At 37.6% G+C, this 24,389-nt stretch carries 24 protein-coding genes; 1 reads left to right on the top strand and 23 read right to left on the bottom strand.

The window, feature by feature from the left end; all coding sequences use genetic code 11:
* Positions 1-129 precede the first annotated feature (129 nt).
* From EW028_RS14280 to citZ, 17 genes are all read right to left on the bottom strand, one after another.
* Entirely contained in the window at positions 130-1,152 is a 1,023-nt protein-coding gene (locus EW028_RS14280; protein WP_004226274.1) for a glyceraldehyde-3-phosphate dehydrogenase, read from the bottom strand.
* A gap of 206 nt (positions 1,153-1,358) precedes the next feature.
* Entirely contained in the window at positions 1,359-1,952 is a 594-nt protein-coding gene (gene coaE, locus EW028_RS14275; RefSeq protein WP_131521356.1) for a dephospho-CoA kinase, read from the bottom strand.
* Positions 1,953-1,965: 13 nt separating this feature from the next.
* On the bottom strand, positions 1,966-2,838 hold the full coding sequence (mutM, locus tag EW028_RS14270) for a bifunctional DNA-formamidopyrimidine glycosylase/DNA-(apurinic or apyrimidinic site) lyase (protein WP_131521355.1): 873 nt from the start codon (positions 2,836-2,838) through the stop codon (positions 1,966-1,968).
* Positions 2,839-2,850: 12 nt separating this feature from the next.
* A complete protein-coding gene (gene polA, locus EW028_RS14265) occupies positions 2,851-5,478 on the bottom strand; it encodes a DNA polymerase I (protein WP_131521354.1) in 2,628 nt (875 codons plus the stop codon).
* A 4-nt stretch (positions 5,479-5,482) separates the two neighbouring features.
* A complete protein-coding gene (locus tag EW028_RS25330; RefSeq protein WP_193767387.1) occupies positions 5,483-5,635 on the bottom strand; it encodes a hypothetical protein in 153 nt (50 codons plus the stop codon).
* Between the two features lie 56 nt (positions 5,636-5,691).
* A complete protein-coding gene (locus EW028_RS14260) occupies positions 5,692-6,078 on the bottom strand; it encodes a hypothetical protein (protein WP_131521353.1) in 387 nt (128 codons plus the stop codon).
* A 260-nt stretch (positions 6,079-6,338) separates the two neighbouring features.
* Positions 6,339-6,788 (bottom strand): DNA polymerase I, encoded by a 450-nt coding sequence (locus EW028_RS14255; RefSeq protein WP_193767386.1) that lies wholly within the window; start codon positions 6,786-6,788, stop codon positions 6,339-6,341.
* Positions 6,789-6,935: 147 nt separating this feature from the next.
* Entirely contained in the window at positions 6,936-7,946 is a 1,011-nt protein-coding gene (hflC, locus tag EW028_RS14250; protein ID WP_131521351.1) for a protease modulator HflC, read from the bottom strand.
* On the bottom strand, positions 7,946-8,917 hold the full coding sequence (gene hflK, locus EW028_RS14245; RefSeq protein WP_131521350.1) for an FtsH protease activity modulator HflK: 972 nt from the start codon (positions 8,915-8,917) through the stop codon (positions 7,946-7,948). Before hflK ends, hflC begins: the two co-directional genes overlap by 1 nt.
* A 150-nt stretch (positions 8,918-9,067) precedes the next feature.
* Positions 9,068-9,781, bottom strand: coding sequence for an LrgB family protein (locus tag EW028_RS14240; protein ID WP_131521349.1), 714 nt, complete (start codon positions 9,779-9,781; stop codon positions 9,068-9,070).
* Positions 9,778-10,146 (bottom strand): CidA/LrgA family holin-like protein, encoded by a 369-nt coding sequence (locus tag EW028_RS14235; RefSeq protein WP_131521348.1) that lies wholly within the window; start codon positions 10,144-10,146, stop codon positions 9,778-9,780. The genes EW028_RS14240 and EW028_RS14235 overlap by 4 nt, the downstream gene beginning before the upstream one ends.
* Positions 10,147-10,496: 350 nt before the next feature.
* Positions 10,497-12,032, bottom strand: a complete 1,536-nt coding sequence (pnpS, locus tag EW028_RS14230; protein ID WP_131521347.1) for a two-component system histidine kinase PnpS — start codon at positions 12,030-12,032, stop codon at positions 10,497-10,499.
* Positions 12,029-12,745 (bottom strand): response regulator transcription factor, encoded by a 717-nt coding sequence (locus tag EW028_RS14225; RefSeq protein ID WP_131521346.1) that lies wholly within the window; start codon positions 12,743-12,745, stop codon positions 12,029-12,031. The genes pnpS and EW028_RS14225 overlap by 4 nt, the downstream gene beginning before the upstream one ends.
* 52 nt (positions 12,746-12,797) lie before the next feature.
* Positions 12,798-13,238, bottom strand: a complete 441-nt coding sequence (locus tag EW028_RS14220; protein ID WP_004226245.1) for a MaoC/PaaZ C-terminal domain-containing protein — start codon at positions 13,236-13,238, stop codon at positions 12,798-12,800.
* A 158-nt stretch (positions 13,239-13,396) separates the two neighbouring features.
* Positions 13,397-14,335 (bottom strand): malate dehydrogenase, encoded by a 939-nt coding sequence (gene mdh / locus EW028_RS14215; protein WP_004226243.1) that lies wholly within the window; start codon positions 14,333-14,335, stop codon positions 13,397-13,399.
* A 178-nt stretch (positions 14,336-14,513) separates the two neighbouring features.
* Positions 14,514-15,776 (bottom strand): NADP-dependent isocitrate dehydrogenase, encoded by a 1,263-nt coding sequence (icd, locus tag EW028_RS14210; protein ID WP_048393581.1) that lies wholly within the window; start codon positions 15,774-15,776, stop codon positions 14,514-14,516.
* 79 nt (positions 15,777-15,855) lie between these two features.
* Positions 15,856-16,971, bottom strand: coding sequence for a citrate synthase (citZ, locus tag EW028_RS14205; RefSeq protein WP_004226238.1), 1,116 nt, complete (start codon positions 16,969-16,971; stop codon positions 15,856-15,858).
* A 250-nt stretch (positions 16,972-17,221) separates the two neighbouring features.
* Between citZ and EW028_RS14200 the strand changes: the two genes are divergently transcribed.
* Entirely contained in the window at positions 17,222-18,187 is a 966-nt protein-coding gene (locus EW028_RS14200) for an AI-2E family transporter (protein ID WP_048393721.1), read from the top strand.
* Here the strand turns inward: EW028_RS14200 and EW028_RS14195 are convergent.
* The 6 genes from EW028_RS14195 to EW028_RS14170 form a co-directional block, all read right to left on the bottom strand.
* The gene (locus tag EW028_RS14195) at positions 18,171-18,560 is read right to left on the bottom strand and encodes an FxsA family protein (RefSeq protein ID WP_131521345.1); all 390 of its coding nucleotides are present in this window, start codon (positions 18,558-18,560) and stop codon (positions 18,171-18,173) included. The two genes, EW028_RS14200 and EW028_RS14195, sit on opposite strands and share 17 nt — an antisense overlap.
* Positions 18,561-18,762: 202 nt before the next feature.
* A complete protein-coding gene (gene pyk / locus EW028_RS14190; protein WP_048393575.1) occupies positions 18,763-20,523 on the bottom strand; it encodes a pyruvate kinase in 1,761 nt (586 codons plus the stop codon).
* A 26-nt stretch (positions 20,524-20,549) separates the two neighbouring features.
* The gene (gene pfkA, locus EW028_RS14185) at positions 20,550-21,509 is read right to left on the bottom strand and encodes a 6-phosphofructokinase (RefSeq protein ID WP_036078344.1); all 960 of its coding nucleotides are present in this window, start codon (positions 21,507-21,509) and stop codon (positions 20,550-20,552) included.
* Positions 21,510-21,830: 321 nt separating this feature from the next.
* Positions 21,831-22,787 carry an acetyl-CoA carboxylase carboxyltransferase subunit alpha gene (locus tag EW028_RS14180; protein WP_131521344.1) on the bottom strand — a complete coding sequence of 319 codons (957 nt, stop codon included), beginning with the start codon at positions 22,785-22,787 and terminating at the stop codon, positions 21,831-21,833.
* Entirely contained in the window at positions 22,780-23,637 is an 858-nt protein-coding gene (gene accD, locus EW028_RS14175) for an acetyl-CoA carboxylase, carboxyltransferase subunit beta (protein WP_048393568.1), read from the bottom strand. The genes EW028_RS14180 and accD overlap by 8 nt, the downstream gene beginning before the upstream one ends.
* A gap of 24 nt (positions 23,638-23,661) precedes the next feature.
* Complete coding sequence (locus EW028_RS14170) at positions 23,662-24,303, bottom strand: FadR/GntR family transcriptional regulator (RefSeq protein WP_048393566.1); 642 nt, start codon at positions 24,301-24,303, stop codon at positions 23,662-23,664.
* Positions 24,304-24,389 lie beyond the last annotated feature (86 nt).

The following is a 24,389-nucleotide window of genomic DNA, read 5'->3' as shown; positions in this document are numbered from 1 at the left end:
TGTAAGAAAAGTGCATTCACGTTTGTGAGCTCATGATAAATCTAAAGCACCTGAAGTACAAGAAAAGTTTCTGTAAAAAAAGAGCACATTGAAACCTTTTCGATTTCAATGTGCTCTCTATAGAAATTATTACGCGTTTACCGTTTCTAAAGCATTTGCCACTTTTTTTACAAGGTCAACAACGCGTGCAGAGTAGCCCCACTCGTTATCATACCAAGCAAGTACTTTTACTTTGCGGTTGCCTAACACCATTGTAGAAAGTCCATCAACTGTTGAAGAATAAGTTGTTGTATTGTAATCAGAAGATACTAATGGCTCAACAGAGAAATTAAGGATACCCTTCATTGGACCTTCTGTTGCCGCTTTTACAAATGCTGCATTGACTGCATCAACTGTTACATCTGTATTTAAATCTACTACAAGATCAACTAAAGATACGTTTGGTGTTGGAACACGAAGTGCCATACCATGAATTTTACCCTCTAATTCAGGTAACACTAATTTTAATGCTTTCGCTGCACCTGTAGATGTTGGGATAATGGATTGGGCGCATCCACGTGCACGACGTAAATCTTTATGCGGATTGTCTAAGTTCTTTTGGTCATTTGTATAAGCATGAACTGTTGTCATTAAACCATTCTCAATACCAAATGTGTCATTCAATACTTTTGCTACTGGCGCTAAGCAGTTTGTTGTACAAGAAGCATTTGAAATAACATCATGTTTAGCAATATCCAATTTGTCATCATTTACACCTAAAACAATTGTTACATCTTCGTTTTTACCCGGTGCTGTTAAGATTACTTTTTTCGCGCCAGCTGCTAAGTGCATAGCTGCTTTATCACGCTCATTAAATTTTCCTGTAGCTTCAATAACGATATCTACACCCATTGTAGACCAAGGTAATTTTAAAGGATCACGTTCACTAATAATTTGAACACGTTTACCATTTACAACTAAAGCATCGCCTGCTGGTTCTACCGTACCTTCAAATGTTCCGTGATTTGTGTCATACTTAATCAAATGTGCTAACGTTTCTGCAGGATAGCTTGCGTTAATTGCAACGATGTTTAAATCTTGTTGTACGATAGCCTGGCGGAAAACCATACGTCCGATACGCCCGAAACCATTAATAGCAATTGATACTGTCATTTATAATATCCTCCTGTGAGTACATACTCAGATTAATTAATTATATACTTTATGGTGATTAGTATAACACAATTTTAAAAAAGATGAACATTATATATTGAGAATATAAAAGTTCTTATTTTCTGAAAAATTATTCTTTATTATGGCGTTTCCCCATAAAAAAATGCGTAGCAAGATCGGCTTGCTACGCATCATAGAAGAACTCATTAAATAACATCCCAATAATGCAGGATTTTTTTTAATTGTTCTGCTGTACTTTCTATATTTTCGTTATTATAAATGACCGCATGTGCACCCTTTTCTTTGACAGACATCGGCAGTTGAGAGTGCATACGTGCCAATGCATCTTCTTTAGTTAAATTATTTCGTTCCATTAAACGTCGAAGCTGAACTTCTTCACTGACCGATACCACAATGATACGTTCCACAAAATGTTGAAGCTTACTCTCAAATAACAAAGGAATGTCCATCACAACATGTTCATGTCCTGCTTCTAAATAGGCATCACGCTGACGTAACATTTCTTTTCTGATTGCTGGATGCATGATATCATTTAACGTTTTGCGTTTGGCAGGCTCATGGAATATGATATCACCCAGCATAGTTCGATTTAAATTGCCGTCCTCAAGCAAGATAGCTTGTCCAAAACTTTCAGCAATCAAAGCTAATGTCTCTGTTCCAGGTTCTACGACATCTCGTGCTACGACATCTGCATCAACAATCGGTAAACCCAGTTCGCTCATCATTTTAGCTACTGTACTTTTTCCACTTGCAATACTTCCTGTAAGTCCGATAATCATTGCTAAATCCCCTTTAATGTTGACAATTTGGGCAATAGACAGAGGTGCGCCCTCCAATTGTCATTTGACTTGTTGCCGTTTCACATGTTGGACATACCTTTTTCCCATACATTTTTAATCGATTCTGCATACTCCCTGCTTCCCCATTAATATTCCGATAATCAGAAATAGTTGAACCACCCGCTTCAATGCTTTGACGTAGGACGGCAACAATCTCCTCAAATAATGCTCGCTTCCGCTTTTCACTAATGCGGCTCATTTTGCGTGCAGGGTGAATTTTCTGAGCAAACAATGCCTCTGTTGCATAAATATTGCCACAGCCCGAAATGACTTGCCCATCCATAATTACTTCTTTTACAGCTTTATTTTCATATTTCGGTAGCTTAGATTTTGTTATAAAAAATTCACATGCATGCTCATCAAATGGCTCTGGTGCCATTTTTGTCAATGGCGCATGATCTTCAATTTTTGTCAGAAAACGAAGTTCACCAAAACGGCGAATATCTGAATAAATCAAGTATCCTCCATCTGCCATTTCAAATGTTGCATGGATATGCTTTTGAAACTTCGCCTCATTAATTTCATCGGGTGAATTCACAACAAACCAAGCACCTGTCATCCCTAAGTGACTAACAAGAACATATGGAACATCATCCTTCATCAAATGAAAGAAAATATATTTTGCTCGTCGTTCAATTTTGGTAATGGTCATCTGGGACAAAGTACTTTCAAATGCATCAGGCTCTGCTTGTTTGACAATACATTGTTTACCCTCACTAAAAGAGAAATGTACTCGTTCGGAAAGCTGAACCTGTTGAATGGTACGTCCTTCAACTGTTGGCTTCAATGCCTGGACGACACCCTCTACCTCTGGTAATTCAGGCATTTGAATCCCTCCTTATTTTGCCTCGTACCAAGTTGAGCCATTGTTAAAATCTACTTTAAGCGGTACAGCAAGCTCAATAGCGTTCTCCATGACTTCTGGTACTATTTTTTCTAGCAAGGCAATCTCTTCCTTTGGTGCCTCAAAGATTAGTTCATCATGCACTTGAAGCAGCAGTTTTGCCTGCATCTTTTCTTTTTTCAATCGAGCATCCATATCAATCATTGCCTTTTTAATGATATCCGCTGCACTACCTTGAATTGGCGTATTCATCGCCGTACGCTCAGCAAAGCTTCTTAAATTAAAGTTTGAACTTGTAATATCCGGTAAATAACGGCGTCTATTTAATATCGTTGTCACATAACCATTAAATTTCGCATTTTGTACAATGTCATCCATGTACTGTTTTACACCAGGGAAACTTGCGAAATACTTTTCAATAAAATTAGCTGCTTCCTTACGCGTAATATCTAAGTTTTGGGATAGACCATAATCACTAATACCGTAGACTATTCCAAAGTTAACAGCTTTCGCTGCGCGACGCATATTACTATCTACCTCATCTTCTGACACATGAAATACATCCATAGCTGTACGTGTATGAACGTCCATTCCTTCACGGAAAGCCTCAACAAGGTTTTGATCTTCTGACATATGTGCAAGAACGCGTAATTCAATTTGCGAATAGTCAGCAGAAAATAATATCCAATCCTCTTTTGAAGGTACAAAGGCTTGACGAATTTTGCGGCCCTCCTCTAAACGAATTGGGATGTTTTGTAAATTCGGGTCTGTTGAGCTTAAACGCCCTGTTGCAGTTAAAGCTTGCTGGAAGCGTGTATGCACTTTACTATCTGATTCATGAATCTCCTTTAGTAAGCCTTCAATATATGTGGATTGTAATTTTCCAAGTTGGCGATACAACAGAATATGTTCGATGATAGCATGCTCTGACTGTAGTTTTTCTAGGACATCTGCAGCAGTTGAATAGCCTGTCTTAGTCTTTTTAATCACAGGTAGCCCTAGCTTATCGAATAGAATCACACCTAATTGTTTTGGTGAATTAATATTAAAGGTTTCTCCAGCTTCTGCATAAATTTCTTGCTCAATTACCACAAGTTTATCATTAAGCTCTTGCCCCATTTGCTCTAACGTAGCGCGGTTAACCGTAATCCCTTCGCTTTCCATTTCACCTAAAATCCCTGCCAATGGTAGCTCTAGGTTTTTATAAAGATCGAATTGTTCATTTTCCTTTAATAAGGCTTCCAGTTTCGGCTGTAATGACCATACTGCAAAAGCTTTACGGCTAACATGCTGTGCAAGTTGGTCCAGATCAGGTATTGCACGCTTGGCACCTTTTCCATATACCGCTTCATCTGCTTGGACATCATAGTAGCCTAGTTCCCTTGCAAGTGTTGCGATATCATCGCCACTTAATGCTGGATTATTAATATAAGAGGCAAGTAGCAAATCAAAGTCAACGCCAGCTAATTGAATCCCAGCTCGCTTTAATGATGCTTGAGCTGCCTTAGAATCGGACATATATTTTATTTTTGTGGCATCTTCTAGCCAACGACGGAGAATATCTGATTTTGCTGCTTTATCAAATGGAATATATTGCGTCTTTACGCCATCTGATAAGGCAATTCCCAGCTGCTGACAAGTATGATAGTGCTCGTTTTCAAGCTCTACATGCACAGCCATCACGTCTTTTAAATCCTCAGGTCGAACTTCCTGGACAAGGTCATAATCGAGAGGCGCCTGTTCTTCTTCTTGCACTGTAAAGTCACTTTTATCAAGCAGCGATTTAAAGCCAAGCTCACGCCACACATTGATTAATTCATCTTCTTTTGGCCCATTATAGGCAAGATCAGCCAGTGAAATGGTGATTGGAGCATCCGTATAAATCGTTGCCAGTTTCTTACTCATGATGGCTTGCTCTTCATTAGCTACAAGCTTTTCCTTCATTTTAGAAGCTTTCAATGTATCCATTGCTTCATAAAGTGCTTCAACGGAGCCATGCTCTTTTAATAATTTTACAGCCGTTTTTTCCCCGACGCCTGGTACACCAGGAATATTATCGGAGGAATCCCCCATCAAGCCTTTCATATCAATAATTTGGAGCGGCGTTAATCCGTACTTTTCCGCAATAAAGGCTGGTGTATTTTTCTCTATTTCCGTAATACCCTTTTTCGTTATATAAACGGTTACTTGCTCTGTCGCCAGCTGAGTTAAATCACGGTCTCCAGAAACGATGATGACATCCATATCCTGTGATGAAGCCTCTTTAGCAAGCGTTCCGATAATATCATCCGCTTCATATAATTCCTGCTCATATTGCTTAATACCATACGCATCAATGAGCTTTCGTAAATAAGGAAATTGCTCTGATAATTCTGGTGGAGTCTTTTGACGTCCTCCTTTATATTCTGTAAAAGTTTCATGGCGGAAGGTTGTTTTCCCAGCATCAAAAGCAACCAATATTTTGGTTGGCTGTTCTTCCTCTAATATTCTTTGTAGCATTGTTGTAAAGCCGTATACAGCATTCGTATGAATGCCACTATCATTCGTTAGCAATGGCAACGCAAAAAACGCGCGATACGCTAAACTATTACCGTCCAATAATAGTAATTTTTCCTTGGTCATGATTTTATCCTCCTGCGTTGTCTTCTACTTCTACTTTATCATAACAATACATTTCAAGTAAAAAAAGCAGGCGTCCATCCTCAAGGTTATCCATTATTTTTAATGGTTTATCCACCAATTTTAAGTCTCTATCCACTACTTTAGCATTTCTTTTCATTCAAAAAAGCCAACCGCGCGCACGGCGGTTGACTTGTTTAAAATATTTTAACACCCTTAACGCATATTACCTATAATAGATGAACGACTATCCTGCATTTTTTTCACAAAATTAGTCATTACATCAAAAGCCTCATTCCGTTTACTATTCATGCTTTGTAAACGGAGCATATCCATTTGCTGTGAATTACTTAAAACATCCATTTGACCTTGCTGTGCATTCAAATCAGCTAGCTGCTGATTTCGTTGATGAATCCCCTCTAGTTGATCCTTAAGCTGATTTTCGAACAGCTGTGCTCGCTGCGATTGAACTGCCTGTAATGCCGATTCTAGATCCATGCCTTGAATATCAATTGGTTGAATTAGGCTATTAGCAGAGGATTGCCCTGCCCCACTAAATAATAATCCGACTGCTAAAGCACTTCCAAACACGACCTTTTTCATCTTTATTACCTCCTATTAAAATGAATCTTTGCTTATCATACATACTAAAGGTTAAAACTAGGTTAAAAAATTCAATATGGTATGTATGCATCCGCCTATCAAGTTTAGTCATTGACTATTCTCAATAACTTGACTGTACTACAGATTAAATAAGGGCAATACTGACAAATGTTAATAATTTACTTATTACATCCATTACTAAAAAGCAAAAACTTTCATTCAAGGACAAGTCTCCTGTAAATGAAAGTTCCTAATAGTTGTTATTGATTTGAAGTACGATAAAAAACTTCTTCATAGATGACAGTTAATATAAATGCATTCATAAAAGCAAACACAAGGAATAACGGCATGCCGCCTAATTGTGGATATGTTAGCTCTTGATTAAATACCATTACTGTACTAATTTGTGCCAAAAAGAAGATTAAGCCAATTCCAACTTGCCAAATAGGACGCTTGACCTTTCTTTTTTCATACCAAAATAATTTCTTAAAAAGGTTTCTTACATCATCTGCAATAATAATACTGACTAAAAAGATACAAACAAAAAATACTGGTATATGATAAACACTCTTCGTCACCCACGAAAAATCGGATAGACGGAAGAGAAGTGTTACTATCGAAGCTATACTACAAGCAATCCCTAAATTTTGGAGCCATTTGCTAATTTGTAATTTCAAAGCCCTTACCCCCAACCATTCTTTTTTAAACATTATCATTCTATCAAATTATAGCTGATTGGGGAATACAAACTTATAAATTTCTATTATTTTCTTCCTATAATAATTTGATTTCACGGATAGTTATAATTCTAGTGCAACAAAAAAGTCGTCTCCTTCAAGACAGAGACGACTTTAAACTTATTTTATATAACCAGACAAGATGTTGGCATATGGTGAAGTAGCTGGCAAGATAATAACCGTATCTTCCCCAACCGTTTTCTTATACGATTCTAGTGTGCGGTATAAAGAATAAAATTCAGGATCTTGAGAGAAAGATTTATTGTAAATCTTTGCAGCCTCTGCTTCTCCTTCAGCTTGAATTAAAGCAGCTTCTTTACTTGCTTTAGCAAGCATTTCTTGTACTTGTTGATCTGTTTGTGCCTCAATACGACGTTTCTGTGCATCTCCTTCTGACAAGTACTTTTGGGCAATTGATTCACGATCTGAAATCATATTCGTAAAAACGGATTGTTCATTTTCTGTTGGTAAATCAATGCGACGTATACGCACATCTACTACTTCAATACCATAGTTATCGTTGGAAAGAAGTTCATTAACACGTTCAGTTACTTGATCGTTTATGCTGCCTCGAGAAGAATCCTCATCATTTATGATCTCAGTATAGTTAATTCGGCCAAGTTCAGAGCGAATAACAGAATAAATGAATTCTTCCATACGTGATTCAACTTTTTCTATCGTACCAGCATTCGAAATTAATAGCTTAGGATCCGTAATACGCCATACAGCATAATTATCAATAATAATTCGTTTTTTATCCTTTGTATTAATCTCTTCTTCCGAAATCTCATATGTCATTTGGTTTTTTGGTAACTTCGTGACACTTTGAATAAAAGGAATTTTCATATTTAAACCTGGTTCACGTTCAAACTTAACAACTTCTCCAAACTGCCGAACAACTGCATACTCTGATTCTTTAACGATATAAATATTCGCTAATAAAGTAATCGCTAGAGCGAATATGATCGTCAATGTTACAGCTAGAGAGATATATTTTTTAGGATTCTTCGGTCCTTTCTTCGACATTTTAACTACATTGTCCCCCGAATCACCTTCTGAAGGAGCAGCTTTTTTACTTTTACCAGATAAGAAATTGAGGAATTTTTCTAGATCCTTATTTTTTTGGTCCATTAGTTACCGCTCCCCTCTTTTTTCTCTGTTTGTGTCTGTTGCGACTGTTGAGGCTGTAGTTGCTGAAGTGGTAAATACTTCATCGTACTACCGTCATCATTCATAATGTAAATTTGGGCTTTTGGCAAGACATTTTCAAGCGTCTCTAATATTAATCGCTCTCTTGTAATTTGCTGATTTCCCTTGTATTGCTCATACATTTTATTAAAGACGGCTACATCCCCTTGAGCTTGCTCGATACGGGCTGTTTTAGTACCTTTAGCCTTGGACATAATCGCATCACGTTCACCCTGAGCCTCATTAATGCGTTGGTTTTCATATTTTTCAGCTTCGTTTATTTTTGTATTTTTCATTTCACGTGCATCTGTTACAGCAGTGAATGCTGCACGCACATCTTTATTTGGCAATTCTACATCTTGCAATTTCACACCTAAAACGCTTATTCCAATATCATATTTTTCAATAAGAGAAACTAATAATTGGCGAGTATTTGCTTCGATGTCAGCTTTACCTTCTGTTAACGCTGCATCGATAGAAGAACTTCCGATGATAGAACGAATGGCACTCGATGTCGCGCTATGTAGTATTCTTTCTGGATCTTGCGAATTAAATAAAAACTTATTAGGCTCTGTAATTTTCCATTGAACAACAAGGTCTGTTAAGACAATATTTTCATCCCCTGTAATCATTTTTGTTTCGGCGTCGTATGCCTCTAACTCACCTGCTTTATTTTGCTTATAACCAAATTGCAGACTAAACGTTTCTTTTGACAAAATTTCTACGGATTGGACGGGCCAAGGTAATTTAAAATGAAGACCTGGATTTGTTACTGTATCATCGGCACGACCAAATGTAATAACCACAGCTTGCTCTGATTCATCTACCGTGTACCATGATGTAAAAACTGTAATAAGTGCAATAATTCCAAATATTCCAAGTCCAACAATCATTAGTGTCCTTTTCACACTCATGTCTGTTCCTCCTTTTGCTTAGTACTATTGTTTACGGTGAACCTTTATAAAAAGTTTCAAAATATTTTCATATAATGATTGTAAAGGACAGAATCCTCTGTATCTCACGCTTAACAAAAGCTTATTATTGCAAAAAAATCCTGTTACCTTTTATGGCAACAGGATATTGATAACCAGATGTTCAAATACTGGGAAAACGGTAGTGGATAATACAATACTAATTAATGCAGCAACGATCATCGCTAGACTAGCAAAGGTGCCTTCTAGCTCTCCAAATTCAAATGCTTTAGATGTACCCGTTCCATGTGCACCCATACCAAGCATTAAGCCCCTAGATGAAGGCCTGTGGAAACGACATACTTTGATAACGATTGGTGCTAACAAGCTCCCTAAAATACCAGTCGTCATAACGAAAACAGCTGTAAGCGTAGGAGAACCACCAATCATATTAGAAATATCCATCGCAATAGGAGTTGTGACAGAACGTGGCACTAAACTATGCACCAACTCATCATTTAAACCCACCAATAGAGCCATCATAAAGGATGACACAATAGCAACCGCTGAACCAACAGCAATGCTAATGAAAATTTCAAATGCGTGTTTTTTTAATAGGTTGACATTTTTATATATAGGAACGGCAAACGCAACGGTTGCTGGTCCTAGTAAATTTGTTAAGACACTCGCTCCAGAATTGTAGGATTTATAAGATATACCTGTCAGTAGTAAAATACCTATAATGACTAAAGGTGTAATCAGCATAGGTGTCAGCCATTCTTTTTTATATTTTTTATAAAACATTTTACAAATATAAAAAATAGCAACCGTCCCAAGTAAGCTGACAATGGCGATTAATAAAGTCATATCGCATCACCCTTCTTTCGCTGCTCTAGCCATTGTGCTGTATACCCCGTAACAAACATTACCACAATGGCACTCACGACAATGACCAGCACAACCTTCATTCCCTGCAGACCGAATAAGGCATGATAATCAATAACACCGATGGCAGATGGAATAAAGAATAATAAGAGTTCACTTAATAGTACGGCTGCTCCTAATTCAATCCATTCAAGCTTAATTATATGAAACTGTAACAGCAAAAATAATAGGACAAGTCCTATTATACTCCCTGGAATCGGCAAATGAAGTAGGCGTGCAATAGTATTTCCGATTAATAATAGGATATAAAGATAGCCGATTTGCACGATACTTTTGACGATTTTCATGGTCATCCTTCTCTCATTTTTTTCTGTGCCTCAACAGTCAGGAAAACACGATTCGAATGATAAGAAGGTTGATTCACTGACTGTCAAAGTGTTCGTCTAACAGACAATCGCGGGTAAGATGGTTGTTAAACGTTATGCTACTATACTTTACACCTATTTACCTTCCCTGTAAAACAGAAAAAGAACCTAGTGTTTAAAAAACACTAAATTCTTTCTGGGCGAATATAAAGCATTTAAAAATCTTCTATTAGATTTTTATGGTCATCGTCTTAACAATCATATTGGGGGTTTCTAGAGATAAGTATAGTGCCCAAATATGAATGTAACGTGTTGTTCATGTAAAGGATTTGTTAATTTTTCGGAATCATGACAATCATTTTAGTTCCTATGCCGACTTCACTCTCTACTTGAATTCGGCCATGATGCGCCTCGACTAAATGCTTAACAATCGCTAACCCTAAGCCTGTTCCACCAGAATTACGACTTCTCGCTCGATCCACTCGATAAAATCTTTCAAAAACGCGGGCGATTTCATGCTTTTCAATTCCAATCCCTTGATCCTCTATTTCGATAATGCCATGTGTTTCATTTTCCTTTAATCGAATAGAAACAGTTGTGTTTTCAGGTGAATATGTAATCGCATTGGTAATTAAATTCGTCACAATCTGAATGATACGATTGGCATCCCCCATAACCTGGACATCTCGTTCGATATCCACCTGGAAGCTCATATTTTTTTCATCCAAACGCGGAGCTGTCAATTCTGCTCCACGAATTAGAACATCCTGTAAGCCCATCGGCATAATATTGACAGTAAAACCATGCTGCTCGATCTTTGAGAGCTCTAGTAAATCTTGAATCAGCATTTGAAGTCGATTACTTTCTTTATATATAATCTCCAAAAAGGAAATCAGCATTTTTTCGTCTTTATAGGCCCCATCCAATAAAGTTTCTGAAAAGCCTTTAATAGATGTAATAGGTGTGCGTAATTCATGTGATACATTCGCAACAAAGTCTTTCCGAATTTGTTCTAATCGAACTAGTTCCGTTATATCATGCATAACGATAACAACGCCAAGCCATCGCCCATGATCCCCGATGACTGGTGCCCCATAAACTTCTTTGTTATAAAGCTCTTGCTGGACTTCCATTTTAATTTGTTGTCGATAAGGCATTTCTGTCAGAAAGACATGATCGATAAATTGTTCTAATGATTTAGGTAAGCCTATTGTACGAAAAACCTTTCCTTGGACATCATCAAGCTGCATTCCAAAGCGTTCTAGAAATACTCGATTTACAATGGAAATATTCCCCTCACGACCAATCATCATTAGGGAGCTTCCCATATTTTCAATTAAGGTTTTCAGTCTTTCTTCCTCTACTTCACGTATCGTTGTAATATCTTGCAAATTCCGTGCCAATATATTTATGGAATGACTCAGTGGGATCATCCGCTCATGTTCATTTTCTTGAGCACGCGCACGATAGTTACCCTTTGCAAGCTCAAGGGCCGTGTCGGTCACATTATCAATCGGTGCTGTAAAGTTACGTATCATATAACGACTTATAATTGCTATTAATATCAACGTGATGGTAAAGAGAATAGCCAGTACTCCGTAAAGGCGAGCACGGACATAGTTCAATAAGGATTCGTCTCGTTCCATAGCCTGAGCTGCGTACAAGGCTTCCTGATCTTCCTTTGTTAAATCCATTTTGCGTTCATCGATTACTTGGTCCATTGATGTCCTTATCTCAGTGGATGCTTGCTCGTTATATTGCTTTATATAAACAGGAAAAAGCTGACCTATAACAATCATTAGGACAGCTAGTATCGTTCCAAGTAAAAGCATGAATGTCAAGAATAAGCGGTTGCTCATCGATTTCATGTCGTTTTCGGCTCCTCAAATTTATAACCAAGACCTCTAATTGTTTTTATAAACATCGGCTTACGGCTATTTTCTTCAATTTTATCGCGAAGGTGGCTAATGTGTACATCCACAATTCGAGTATCGCCAGCAAAATCATATTTCCATACAGCACTTAATAGCTGATCACGTGTTAATACACGATTTTTATTTTCAAGTAAATAGATGAGTAGCTCAAACTCTTTTGGTGTAAATTCCAGTGCCTCATCCTGTAAAAATACTTCAAATCGCTCTGGGTACACGCGCAGTTGTCCAAACTCATACATTTTTTCCTGCGCCTCATCCTTATCATCTGCGACAACGTTTTGCGTGAAACGTCTTAATACAGCCTTGACACGCGCTAAAACTTCACGAGGACTAAAAGGCTTTGTCATGTAATCATCTGCTCCCAACTCAAGACCAAGAACTTTATCAAATTCGTCATCTTTCGCAGTTAGCATAATAATTGGCGTATTCATACGTTGCTGTCGTATTTGTTTACAGACCTCCATGCCATCTAGTTTTGGAAGCATCAAATCTAAAAGAATTAAATTTGGCTGTAAAGCGATTGCTTTTTCAAGCCCTTCCTGACCATCAGCAGCCGTCTCTACTTCATAGCCTGCCTGCTCTAAATTATATTTCAATAATGTTGCAATCGAAAATTCATCTTCAATTACTAAAATCGTTTTTGTCATGTCTAATGCCTCCGTTAGTGATTTGAAACCCCCATTTCAAATCTCAAGACGTCTATAGCGCAAGTGGTGGAGTCACAAGCAATAAACCTTCAATTACAAGCTGTTTCTGCTCATTATAGGAGTGGACAGAGACAGTGATGGTATTGTCATATTTATTGATTGCTGTAACCTCTAATAGCGTATCGAACAATTCATAATGATAGAGAGGTCCTAAATATTTCAAATGTTGCTCAATAATTCGTGCACCTGGTCCTGGAATATACTTTGACACAGCTGATGTAATAATACCATTTAACATAATTGTCGGCACAATTGGCTTTTGAAAAGGTGTCATAGCCGCATAATCATGTTGAATATAAAGCGGGTTACTATCGTTTGTAAGGCCTAAATAAAGCAATAGATCCCTATCTTCAATTTTTTCAGTGATATGGATTTTCTCGCCAACTGTAATTTCATCGATTGTGAGACCAAGTTTACTATTTTTTTGAAGCAAAGATACGCCAACCCCTTTTCTATCATACTACATTCATAGTATCAATTTTATGCTAAAAGTACAATGAAAAGCAGAAGAACCTTACCTTTCTCAACCCTGGGAACATAAAAAAACGAGCAGGAACATTCCCTACTCGCTTTAAGATTTAGACTGATATTCTACACTAAAATTTTCATCACATTACGAACTGCTTCTGCCGATTGATCTAAAGCTGCTTTTTCTTTGTCCGTTAATTCTAGCTCAAAGATTTTTTCAATACCGTTTTCGCCAAGTAATGTAGGAACACCTAAGTATAAATCATGATAGCCGTACTCGCCTTCTAAATAAGCAATAGATGGTAAAATACGTTTTTGGTCTTTTACAATAGCTTCAGCCATCTCTATTAGTGCCGCAGCAGGCGCATAATAGGCAGAGCCGTTACCAAGTAAGTTGACAATTTCTGCTCCACCATTACGCGTTCGGTCAACAATTTCTTCTAAACGTTCAGCAGAAATAAGAGTTTCTAACGGAATACCACCAGCAAATGAATAACGTGTTAACGGTACCATTGTGTCACCGTGACCACCTAATACAAAACCAGTAATATCCTTCACTGAAATTTTAAGTTCTTCTGCCACAAATGCACAGAAACGAGCCGTATCAAGAACACCTGATTGACCAATTACACGGTTTTTAGGGAAGCCAGTTTCTTTGTATACTGTGTATGTCATGGCATCAACTGGATTTGTCAGTACAAGGATTGTAGCATTTGGTGAATGCGTAGCAATCTCTTTTGAAACAGTTTTCATAACACTCTGATTGATTTGAACAAGGTCATCACGGCTCATACCTGGTTTACGTGCAACACCAGCGGTAATGATCACTACGTCAGAATTCGCCGTATCTGCATAATTGGAAGTACCTTGCACATAAGAGTCAAACCCTTGTATTGGTGCTGCCTCCCACATATCTAGCGCCTTACCCTTTGTTGGGTTTTCTGCTTGTGGAATATCCACTAATACGACGTCACCAAGTTCTTTCTGAGCTGCTAAAAATGCTGCAGTAGCGCCTGTAAAACCGCCACCGATAACTGAGATTTTTTTTCGTTTCAGAGACATTTGAATACGCTCCTTTAAAATTAGGTTATATATTTTAAAAGAGGGAGGAGACTTCCATCTCACTCCCTCAATTAAACAAGTTTATCGTAAATATTCAATTAAAATTTACTGTCACCCTAATTATATCGGCAGAAAAAAGCATCCGCTTTAGCGATAAATTCTATTGTAGAATAGAAAATTATAGGTTTTTGATTAACTCATTAGCGAATTCTGAACATTTCACTTCTGTAGCGCCGTCCATTAAACGTGCGAAGTCATAAGTAACAACTTTAGAAGAAATTGTTTTCTCAACAGATTGAGTGATCATGTCAGCAGCTTCTTGCCATCCTAAGTGTTCAAGCATTAATACACCTGAAAGTAATACTGAAGATGGGTTTACTTTATCTAAACCAGCATATTTTGGAGCTGTACCGTGAGTAGCTTCGAAGATCGCATGGCCAGTAACATAGTTAATGTTCGCGCCTGGAGCGATACCGATACCACCAACTTGTGCAGCTAAAGCATCAGAAATATAGTCACCATTTAAGTTCATTGTAGCTACTACATCGAACTCAGTTGGACGAGTTAAGATTTGTTGTAAGAAGATATCAGCGATAGAATCTTTCACTAAGATTTTGCCAGCTGCTAAAGCATCAGATTGAGCTTTGTTTGCTGCTTCTTCACCTTGTTCAGCTTTGATAGCATCGTATTGGTTCCAAGTGAAAGTTTGATCAGCAAATTCTTTTTCTGCTAATTCATAACCCCATTTTTTGAATCCACCTTCAGTGAATTTCATGATGTTACCTTTATGAACTAAAGTAACAGATGGGCGTTTATGTTTAATTGCGTATTCGATAGCAGAACGTACTAAACGCTCAGTACCTTCTTTAGATACAGGTTTAACACCGATACCAGAAGTTTCTGGGAAGCGGATTTGATTTACACCAAATTCAGATTGTAGGAAGTTGATGATTTTTTGAGCTTGTTCTGAACCAGATTCGAATTCAATACCAGCGTAGATGTCTTCAGTGTTCTCACGGAAGATAACCATATCAACGTCTTCTGGGCGTTTAACTGGAGAAGGCACTCCATCAAAGTGACGTACTGGGCGTAAGCATACATATAAGTCAAGTTGTTGACGTAATGCTACGTTAAGAGAGCGGATACCACCACCGATTGGTGTAGTAAGAGGACCTTTGATTGCAATTAAGTATTCATTAATTTTGTCTAAAGTTTCTTGTGGTAACCATTCACCAGTTTGGTTAAATGCTTTTTCACCAGCTAAAACTTCTAACCATTCAATTTTCTTTTCACCGTTATAAGCTTTTTCTACTGCTGCGTCAATTACGCGTGATGCTGCTGCCCAGATATCTGGACCAATTCCATCACCTTCGATGAAAGGAATTACTGGATTGTTTGGTACATTAAGTACGCCATTTTCAACTACAATTTTGTTTGACATTCTGTTGCCTCCTAAATTCATAATCATAGGACTGTGTTAGTGATAACACAGTCCCAAACATTCTAGCATATTTTCCAAATTAGCGCTCGCTGATTGGAACATATTTTTGCATGCCTGGTCCAACATACTCAGCACGTGGACGGATTAGGCGGTTATTAGCATATTGCTCAAGGATATGTGCCACCCAACCTGAAGTACGTGATACTGCGAAAATTGGTGTGAACAGGTCATGATCAATACCTAAAGAATCATACACTGACGCAGAGAAGAAATCTACGTTTGCAGGTAATTTCTTTTGTTCTACGATCATGTCATGGATTTTAACTGACATTTCGTAAAGCTCTGGTTTACCAGTTAGCTCAGTTAATTTTTTAGACATTACGCGTAAATGCGGAGCACGAGGGTCGCCTTTACGATATACACGGTGACCGAAGCCCATGATTTTTTCTTTGTTGTCTAATTTATTTTGAATATAAGATTCAACATTTTCAAGTGAGCCAATTTCAGTTAACATTTTCATAACTTGCTCATTCGCTCCACCATGAAGTGGTCCTTTTAATGCACCGATCGCTGCAGTTACACCTGAATAAACGTCAGATAATGTAGCTACACATACACGTGCTGTAAAGGTAGATGCATTCAATTCATGGTCAGCGTGTAACACTAATGCTTTGTCAAATGCTTCAATTTCAATAGCTTCTGGCTCTTCACCTTTTAGCATGTATAAGAAGTTTGCCGCATATCCTAATTCTGGTTTTGGCGCAACTGGCTCTAAACCTTTACGAACACGTGCAAATGCAGTTACTACTGTAGCAATTTTAGCTTGTAGACGAATTGCTTTACGGTAGTTTGCTTCTGGATCCATAACATCCGCTTCTTCATCGAATACACCAAGTAAAGATACTGCAGTACGCAATGCAGCCATTGGATGTACAGTTGAAAGTGGGTATGTTTTAAATTGGTCGACAATCGCTTGCGGAATTGACATGTTGTCTGCCAATTGTTGTTTTAATTCAGCTAGCTCGTCCTCTTTTGGTAAACGAGTATGCCATAACAGGTAAATTACCTCTTCGAATGACGCATTTTCTGCTAAATCATCAATGTTGTAACCAACATATGTAAGTGTGTCATCGATAATTGAACTGATTTTAGATTCCGCTGCTACGATACCTTCTAAACCTTTAGTTGCTGACATAAATTATCGCTCCCTCATACTTATTTTTTTGTTGCAAATGCGTTTTTTATGTTGCATTTACGAATTTTGCTCATATGAACCATTAAGTAAATCGCTTACATTGCTATTATAATCATTTTTGACAGCTTTGTGAATGAAAATCCTCCAAATAAAGAAAAAGACGTCCGAACGACTATATAATTGTCCTAAAGAGATTTTTTTGTATATTTTGACATTAATTTATCAATTGGTTTGGGGTGAATTTGTAAAAATGAGGAATTTAAAGTATTTTTCATACGAAAGAACTACGAGCGTTTTGCTATTTATTTTTTATTTAGTCATACTTTGGTTTGTATTACCTGTGTCACTCGCAATTTTTTTATCATTTTCGACGTATCCTATCATAAATTTTTTACACAAATATTGTAGGATTGCGTATTGGATTGCAGCAATTATTGTGGAGGTATTAATATTAACCTGTATTTTCCTACTTGTTGTCATATCTATTAACAGTATTATCGTCATTTTCCCAGAAATTCGAGAGACATTACAAAATTTCCCGCTTTTCAGTGAATATGAATCCATGTTTGTACAAGTTTTAAAAGAAAAATCACTGTCCATTTTCGATTCCATCATCGTATATACAGCAGATCTTTTTCAATTATTAATGAAGCATGTCATTGAGGTTTTCATCTTTTTGGTCGCTTATTACTTTGCGCTTTTAGAAACACGTAAATCACGCTATTGGTTCTTTCAATATGTGCCTAAAAAATATCGTCAAGAGTGGCAATCTCATTTTGCAAAAATCATGCAACTTTTTCATTATTTCTTATTTGTAGAGTTTCAATTATTTACGATTACCCTACTTATTCTTTGTGCTGGCTTTATGATCCTTCAATTTGAACAAGCCATTATTAAAGCATTTATTGTAGCATTTGCAGATGTACTACCGTTTTTCGGGATTGGCGTTTTTCTTGTGCCAATGAGCATTTATTTTTATTTTAATGGCAATACCTTTTTATGTGTGGCCATTTTACTACTGTATTTATTTGTACAATTAACAAGGCAGCTAGCCGATTCGATGCTTTGGTCTAATACGCTTCAGCTACGCACATTCCATACATTCTTTATCAGCGCTGCCTCTATTCTATTATTTGGCTTTTATGGTATATTACTGAGCCCTATCTTTTTATTTCTAGCTGTAAAACTGAAAGAAAACTCTATCTTTGAACGATGATGAATTGACCTTTTTTCATTTTTTTACGCATCCAGTAATAGACAATGGGTTGGAACATTTTTCGAGAAAATGGCATGAGTAGGAATAACCCTATGACATCTGTTAAAAATCCAGGTAACGCTAAAAGCAAACCACCACCAAAAGTTAAGAAAGTATCCACTAATGCAGCTCCTGGCGCTTCTCCGCGTGCCAATGTATTTTTCACATTTTGAACAGAGTTCATACCTTTATTTTTCATGACATAAATCCCAATTACACTCGTAGCAATAATGAGCAATAATGTACTTAAAACACCAATATTTTGTCCAATGACTATTAATAACGTCAATTCGGCTAATGTGTAGACAATGAAACCAAGAAAAATTTTTCGCATATTTTTCTCCTTTCTACTTGAAAAGCTATACCTTTTATACGTTATTATAGCCCGTTTAGTTTCATAAAAAAATGAATAGACCTATTCTATGAGAAAGCAACTTCTGTTAAAGGAAGGAATTAATAGTTTCCATAAAGTGTGTGTACAACCTTTATGGAAAAGCTCTAGTACAACAAACCGCACTAGAGCTTTTTGTTAATTATTAAAGAACGCTTGCATGTCCTTTGTAAATCACACCTGTTTCAGCGTCCATTGTAATTTCTTGACCATGACGGATTAATGTAGTTGCTTCTTTTACACCAACGATTACTGGAATACCTAGGCTTAACCCTACAACTGCTGCATGGCTAGTAAGTCCACCTTCTTCCGTAATTAGGCCAATACAATTTTCTAGAGCAGGCATCATATCACGATCTGAACCGACTGTAACAAGGATGCATCCATCTGTATCGTAGGCAAGTGCCTCAGCAGCATTTTTAGCAACTACTGTTTTACCAACAACTGATGCTTTTCCGATCCCTTGTCCACGTGCAAGTAAATCTCCAATAATGTGAACTTTCATTAAGTTTGTTGTACCCGCTTCACCTACAGGTACACCTGCTGTAATGACAACTGCGTCTCCATGTGTAACAAAACCATGCTTCAAGCTTTCATCCACAGCTAGTTCTAAAATTTCATCTGTTGTTGTCACGCGTTGACACACAATTGGGTATACGCCCCATACTAGTGTTAATGTATGAGCTGTATTTGTAGAGCCTGTTACGGCAACAATTGGCACTCCTGGTCGATATTTTGCAATCATTCTCGCTGTATTACCACTTTCTGTTGGAGCTAATACGGCTTTCACCCCTAAATTGATAGAAGTATAAGCTACAGCTTGTGAAATTGCCTCTGTCATATTTGCTTCTTTCTCACGACTACGTGTAGAAACAATTGATCGATAATCTAATGAATTTTCAGTGCGTTGTGCAATTTTATTCATCGTTTGTACCGATTCAACTGGATAAAGACCTGCGGCAGTTTCACCAGATAACATGATAGCATCTGTTCCATCAATAATTGCGTTGGCTACATCACTTGCTTCTGCACGTGTTGGTCGTGGGTTACGCTGCATGGAATCTAACATTTGAGTTGCCGTAATTACCGGTTTACCAACTTGATTACATTTTAAAATTAATTTCTTTTGTACAAGTGGTACTTCTTCTGCAGGAATTTCAACACCAAGATCTCCACGAGCAACCATTAAACCGTCAGATACTAGGATGATTTCATCGATGTTATCGACACCCTCTTGGTTTTCAATTTTTGGGATGATTTGAATATGACTACCACCATTTTGTTCAAGTAATTCACGAATTTCAAGAACATCTTTTGCACGACGAACAAATGAAGCAGCAATAAAATCAACACCTTGTTCGATACCAAATAAAATATCTTGTGCGTCTTTTTCTGTGATACCTGGTAGTTGTACAGAAACACCTGGTACGTTAACACCCTTTTTATTTTTTAGCACGCCAGCATTTTCAACAATTGTATGAATTAATCCTTTTTCCATATCCGTTGCTAATACACGTAGTTGAATTAGTCCATCATCAAGTAAAATAATTGAATTTTGCTCAACGTCTTCAATTAAGCGCTCATATGTGACAGAAAAGCTCGTCTCAGTACCTTCTACTTCTGTCATTGAAATATCAATTACTTGACCTGCTGACAAATGAAGCTCGCCATTTTTCATGTTATGTGTACGAATTTCCGGTCCCTTTGTATCAAGTAAAATTCCCACTGGTTTATTTAATTTTTGTGCCACTTCACGAATTAAATGGATACGCCCTGCATGTTCCTCATGTGATCCGTGTGAAAAATTCAAGCGGGCTACATTCATACCTGCTTCGATTAATTTTTCTAAAATTTCTGGTGACTCACTTGCAGGTCCAATTGTACATACGATTTTTGTTTTTCTCATTTTTGCCCACTCCGTTTTATAACAAATTATATTGATAGTTCTTTCATTAGTGTATATAGGCTTACATCAGCCTCATGATTCTTTTCAAAAGCCTCTGGCATATCATAATCAATGACTTGATGATTGCGAATACCTACTGCTCGACCAGCCTTGCCTTCCATAAGTAATTCAACTGCATGTGCGCCAAACTGACTCGCTAATACGCGATCTCTTGCTGTAGGTGATCCACCACGTTGGATATGACCTAATACTGAAACACGTGTTTCTTTTCCTGTTTTTTCTTTTAACAGTTTTGCCAGCTCACTTCCTGACATAACACCCTCTGCCACAATAATAATACTATGCTTTTTACCACGTGCAGCACCACGATCTAAGCGTGCGACAATATCATCTAAATTATAATCTTCTTCTGGAATTAAAACTGTTTCAGCACCAGCGGCAAGACCTGCCCATAAAGCGATATCTCCTGCATCACGTCCCATTACCTCTACAATGAAAGAATTTTCATGAGATGTAGCAGTATCTCGGATTTTATCAATGGATTCTACTACTGTATTTAGGGCTGTATCAAAGCCAATCGTATATTCCGTTCCTGGAATATCATTGTCAATTGTCCCAGGTACCCCTACAACAGGGAAGCCTTTTTTTACTAAATCCATGGCACCTCGATAAGACCCATCTCCACCAATGACAACAAGTCCTTCAATACCAGCAGCTCGTAAATTCTCAATACCGCGTTGCTGAACAGCATCCTCTTTAAATTCTGGGCATCTTGCCGAATTCAAATGCGTTCCACCGCGTTGGATAATACCACCAACTGCACCTAAATCAAGTTCTTCCATATATCCTTTTACTAAGCCTTCATAACCATGCTTAATTCCGACAACATCAATTCCATGAAATGCTGCCTTACGAACGACCGCTCGAATAGCAGCGTTCATTCCAGGCGCATCTCCACCACTAGTTAATACAGCAATTTTTTTCATTGTCGAACCTCCTGCAGTTACTATTATTATTCACATTAACATGAAAAAACAAACTATGTAAGGGTTCTGGGGATACAAAAACATAACTTTTACATAAAAAATGAAAAGAATGCGCTTTCACACACTCTTTCCACCTAAAAACATCCTAAATCTAACATTTTTTCAAGAAGTCTGGCGTTTATTATGCGCTATTATCTTCTTTCATTTTTATAGCTTTTTAATATGTTAAGAAACAAATTTTGTCTCTTAACGAGCAAATATATAGCTTTTAAATTTTATATCCTATTAAAGTAAACAACATTCATCTTTTTACAAACAGATTTACACTTCTGTATACTGTCCAATTTTTTTAAATTTTTCATAGCGATCTTCAACTAATTGTGCTCCATTTAAAGAATTTAATGCATGAAGTGTGTCACTAATGCATTCTTTAATAGAAAGGGCCTGTTTTGCTACATTGCGATGTGCTCCACCAATAATTTCAGGAATAATGCCATCAATTACACCAAGTTCTTTCAAATCAGGTGCTGTGATACGCATGGCTTCTGCTGCCTGCTTAGCCAGACTACCATCACGCCATAAAATAGATGCCGCTCCTTCTGGCGAAATAACAGAGTAAGTCGAGTTCTCAAGCATAAAGACACGGTTTGCTACACCTAATGCTAATGCACCACCACTTCCTCCTTCACCAATAACAATACTAATTACTGGCACAGTTAAGCCAGCCATTTCTACAAGGTTTCTAGCGATTGCTTCACTTTGACCACGTTCCTCAGCAGCTTTCCCTGGGTAAGCACCTTTTGTATCAATAAAACAAATAATTGGTCGTTTGAATTTTTCAGCTTGCTTCATCAAGCGTAGTGCTTTTCGATACCCCTCTGGATGAGGCATACCAAAATTACGACGGATATTTTCCTTAGTAGACTTACCACGTTGATGTCCAATTATTGTTACTGGTTGCCCTTCGAAAATGGCAATTCCACCAAGAATGGCTGCATCATCACCAAATGTACGATCACCATGTAATTCAATAAAATCTTCACACATTGCTTCAATATATTGAAGCGTTGTAGGTCTTTCTGGATGCCTTGCTACTTGCACACGATCCCACGGCTTCATATTGGCATAAATCGATTGCTCTAATTGTGATAAACGTGTTTCAAGCTTCTCGATTTCACCAGACATATCAACTTCTGCTTCAGCAGCAATTGTTTTTAATTCATCAATTTTCTCACGTAATTGTACGACAGGTTCTTCAAATGCTAAATTTTTAGACATGTTGTACGCCGCCTTTCGTATGCATTTTTACAAGTAAAGAAACTTGTTTACGTAAATCTTTGCGATGGAAAATGGCATCAAGCTGACCATGCTCTAATAAAAATTCTGCTGTTTGGAAATCACTTGGTAGTTTTTCTCGTACAGTTTCTTCAATTACACGTCGCCCTGCAAAGCCAATCAATGCCTGTGGCTCTGCAATATTTATATCACCAACAGAAGCAAAGCTTGCTGAAACTCCGCCTGTTGTTGGATGCGTTAAGATGGAGATGAACAATAAGCCTTGATCACTGTGGCGTTTTAATGCGACACTAGTTTTCGCCATTTGCATTAATGATAATACGCCCTCTTGCATACGAGCACCACCACTAGCGGTAAAGATAATAAATGGTACACCTAGTTCAGTTGCCTTCTCTACTGCTCGCGTAATTTTTTCACCGACTACAGAGCCCATTGACCCCATACGGAAGTGCGAATCCATAATCGCTACGACAATTTCTTCCCCATCTATTGTACCAACGCCTGTTAGGACAGCCTCATTCAAGCCTGTTTTCTCTTGGTCTGCTGCAATTTTTTCAACATACGCTGGGAAATTAAGGGGATTACTTGTTTGTAAATGATCATCCATGGATTCGAATGAGCCTTCATCTAAGAAATAGTCCACACGTTCTTGAGCAGTCATTTTGAAATGATGACTACATTTTGTACATACTTTATGATTTTTTTCTAATTCTTTTGTTAATTGAATGTGACGACATTCAGGACATTTTGTCATTAACCCTTCTGGAAATGCCTTTTCTTGCCCGTCCTCTTTCTTTTTTCGATTACCACTAAATAAGCTACGTATTGCCATGTTCGACTCCCCCTTTGTTGTTGTCTAAATGCTCTGTACAGTACTCATCCACTGCTCATAAGCTTTTAATGCTTCTTTTTCGTAACCCAGCTGCATCGATTTCAACATCGTTTGAATGATTAATTTTTCATCTTCTGTTGAGTTTCGATTTAAACGGTCGCCATCATAAGCTGCTAATTGAAACCAGATTTTTAATGAAAGACGATTACCTGTCGTAATTAATAGTTCTCTTAAAATATCTCGACAATTAATTGTACCTTCTATTTCTAGTTTCACAAAAAAACTATCCCACACAGGTAGTGTGCGAAGAATCTCTGTACAACTTATTACGCGGATTGCTTCCATTTCATGAATTTGTCGCGTTAATTCGACATCTTTTTTTGATTTTTCATCTTCTAATATAAACATCGACAGTATTTCTACGAGCTGATGCTTATGTGTGGACGCAAGAAAAGTACCACCACCATGTCTCGTTTCAATAAGCCCTAGCAACTCTAAGCTTCGCAAAGCCTCTCTCACAGAGGATCGCCCGACACCTAGACGCTCTGATAGAACTCGTTCGGAAGGTAGCTTCTCACCTGCTTGAATTTTTTCCATTTTAATGAGTTGACGTAGTTGTTGGACGATTTCTAAAAACACTTTTTTTTGTTCGGTTTTTTTATCCATACGACTAACTCCCCTTATCAAAAAAGTGGTCTGACCACTTTTTAACGTTGACTCTAGCTTACAAAATAACTGTGCAAAAGTAAAGA

It is taken from the genome of Lysinibacillus sp. OL1 (genome assembly GCF_004332175.1).
In the GTDB taxonomy this organism is placed as follows: domain Bacteria; phylum Bacillota; class Bacilli; order Bacillales_A; family Planococcaceae; genus Lysinibacillus; species Lysinibacillus capsici.
The sequence above is the reverse complement of the archived record's forward strand: the minus strand, read 5'-3'. Positions and strand labels throughout refer to the sequence as shown.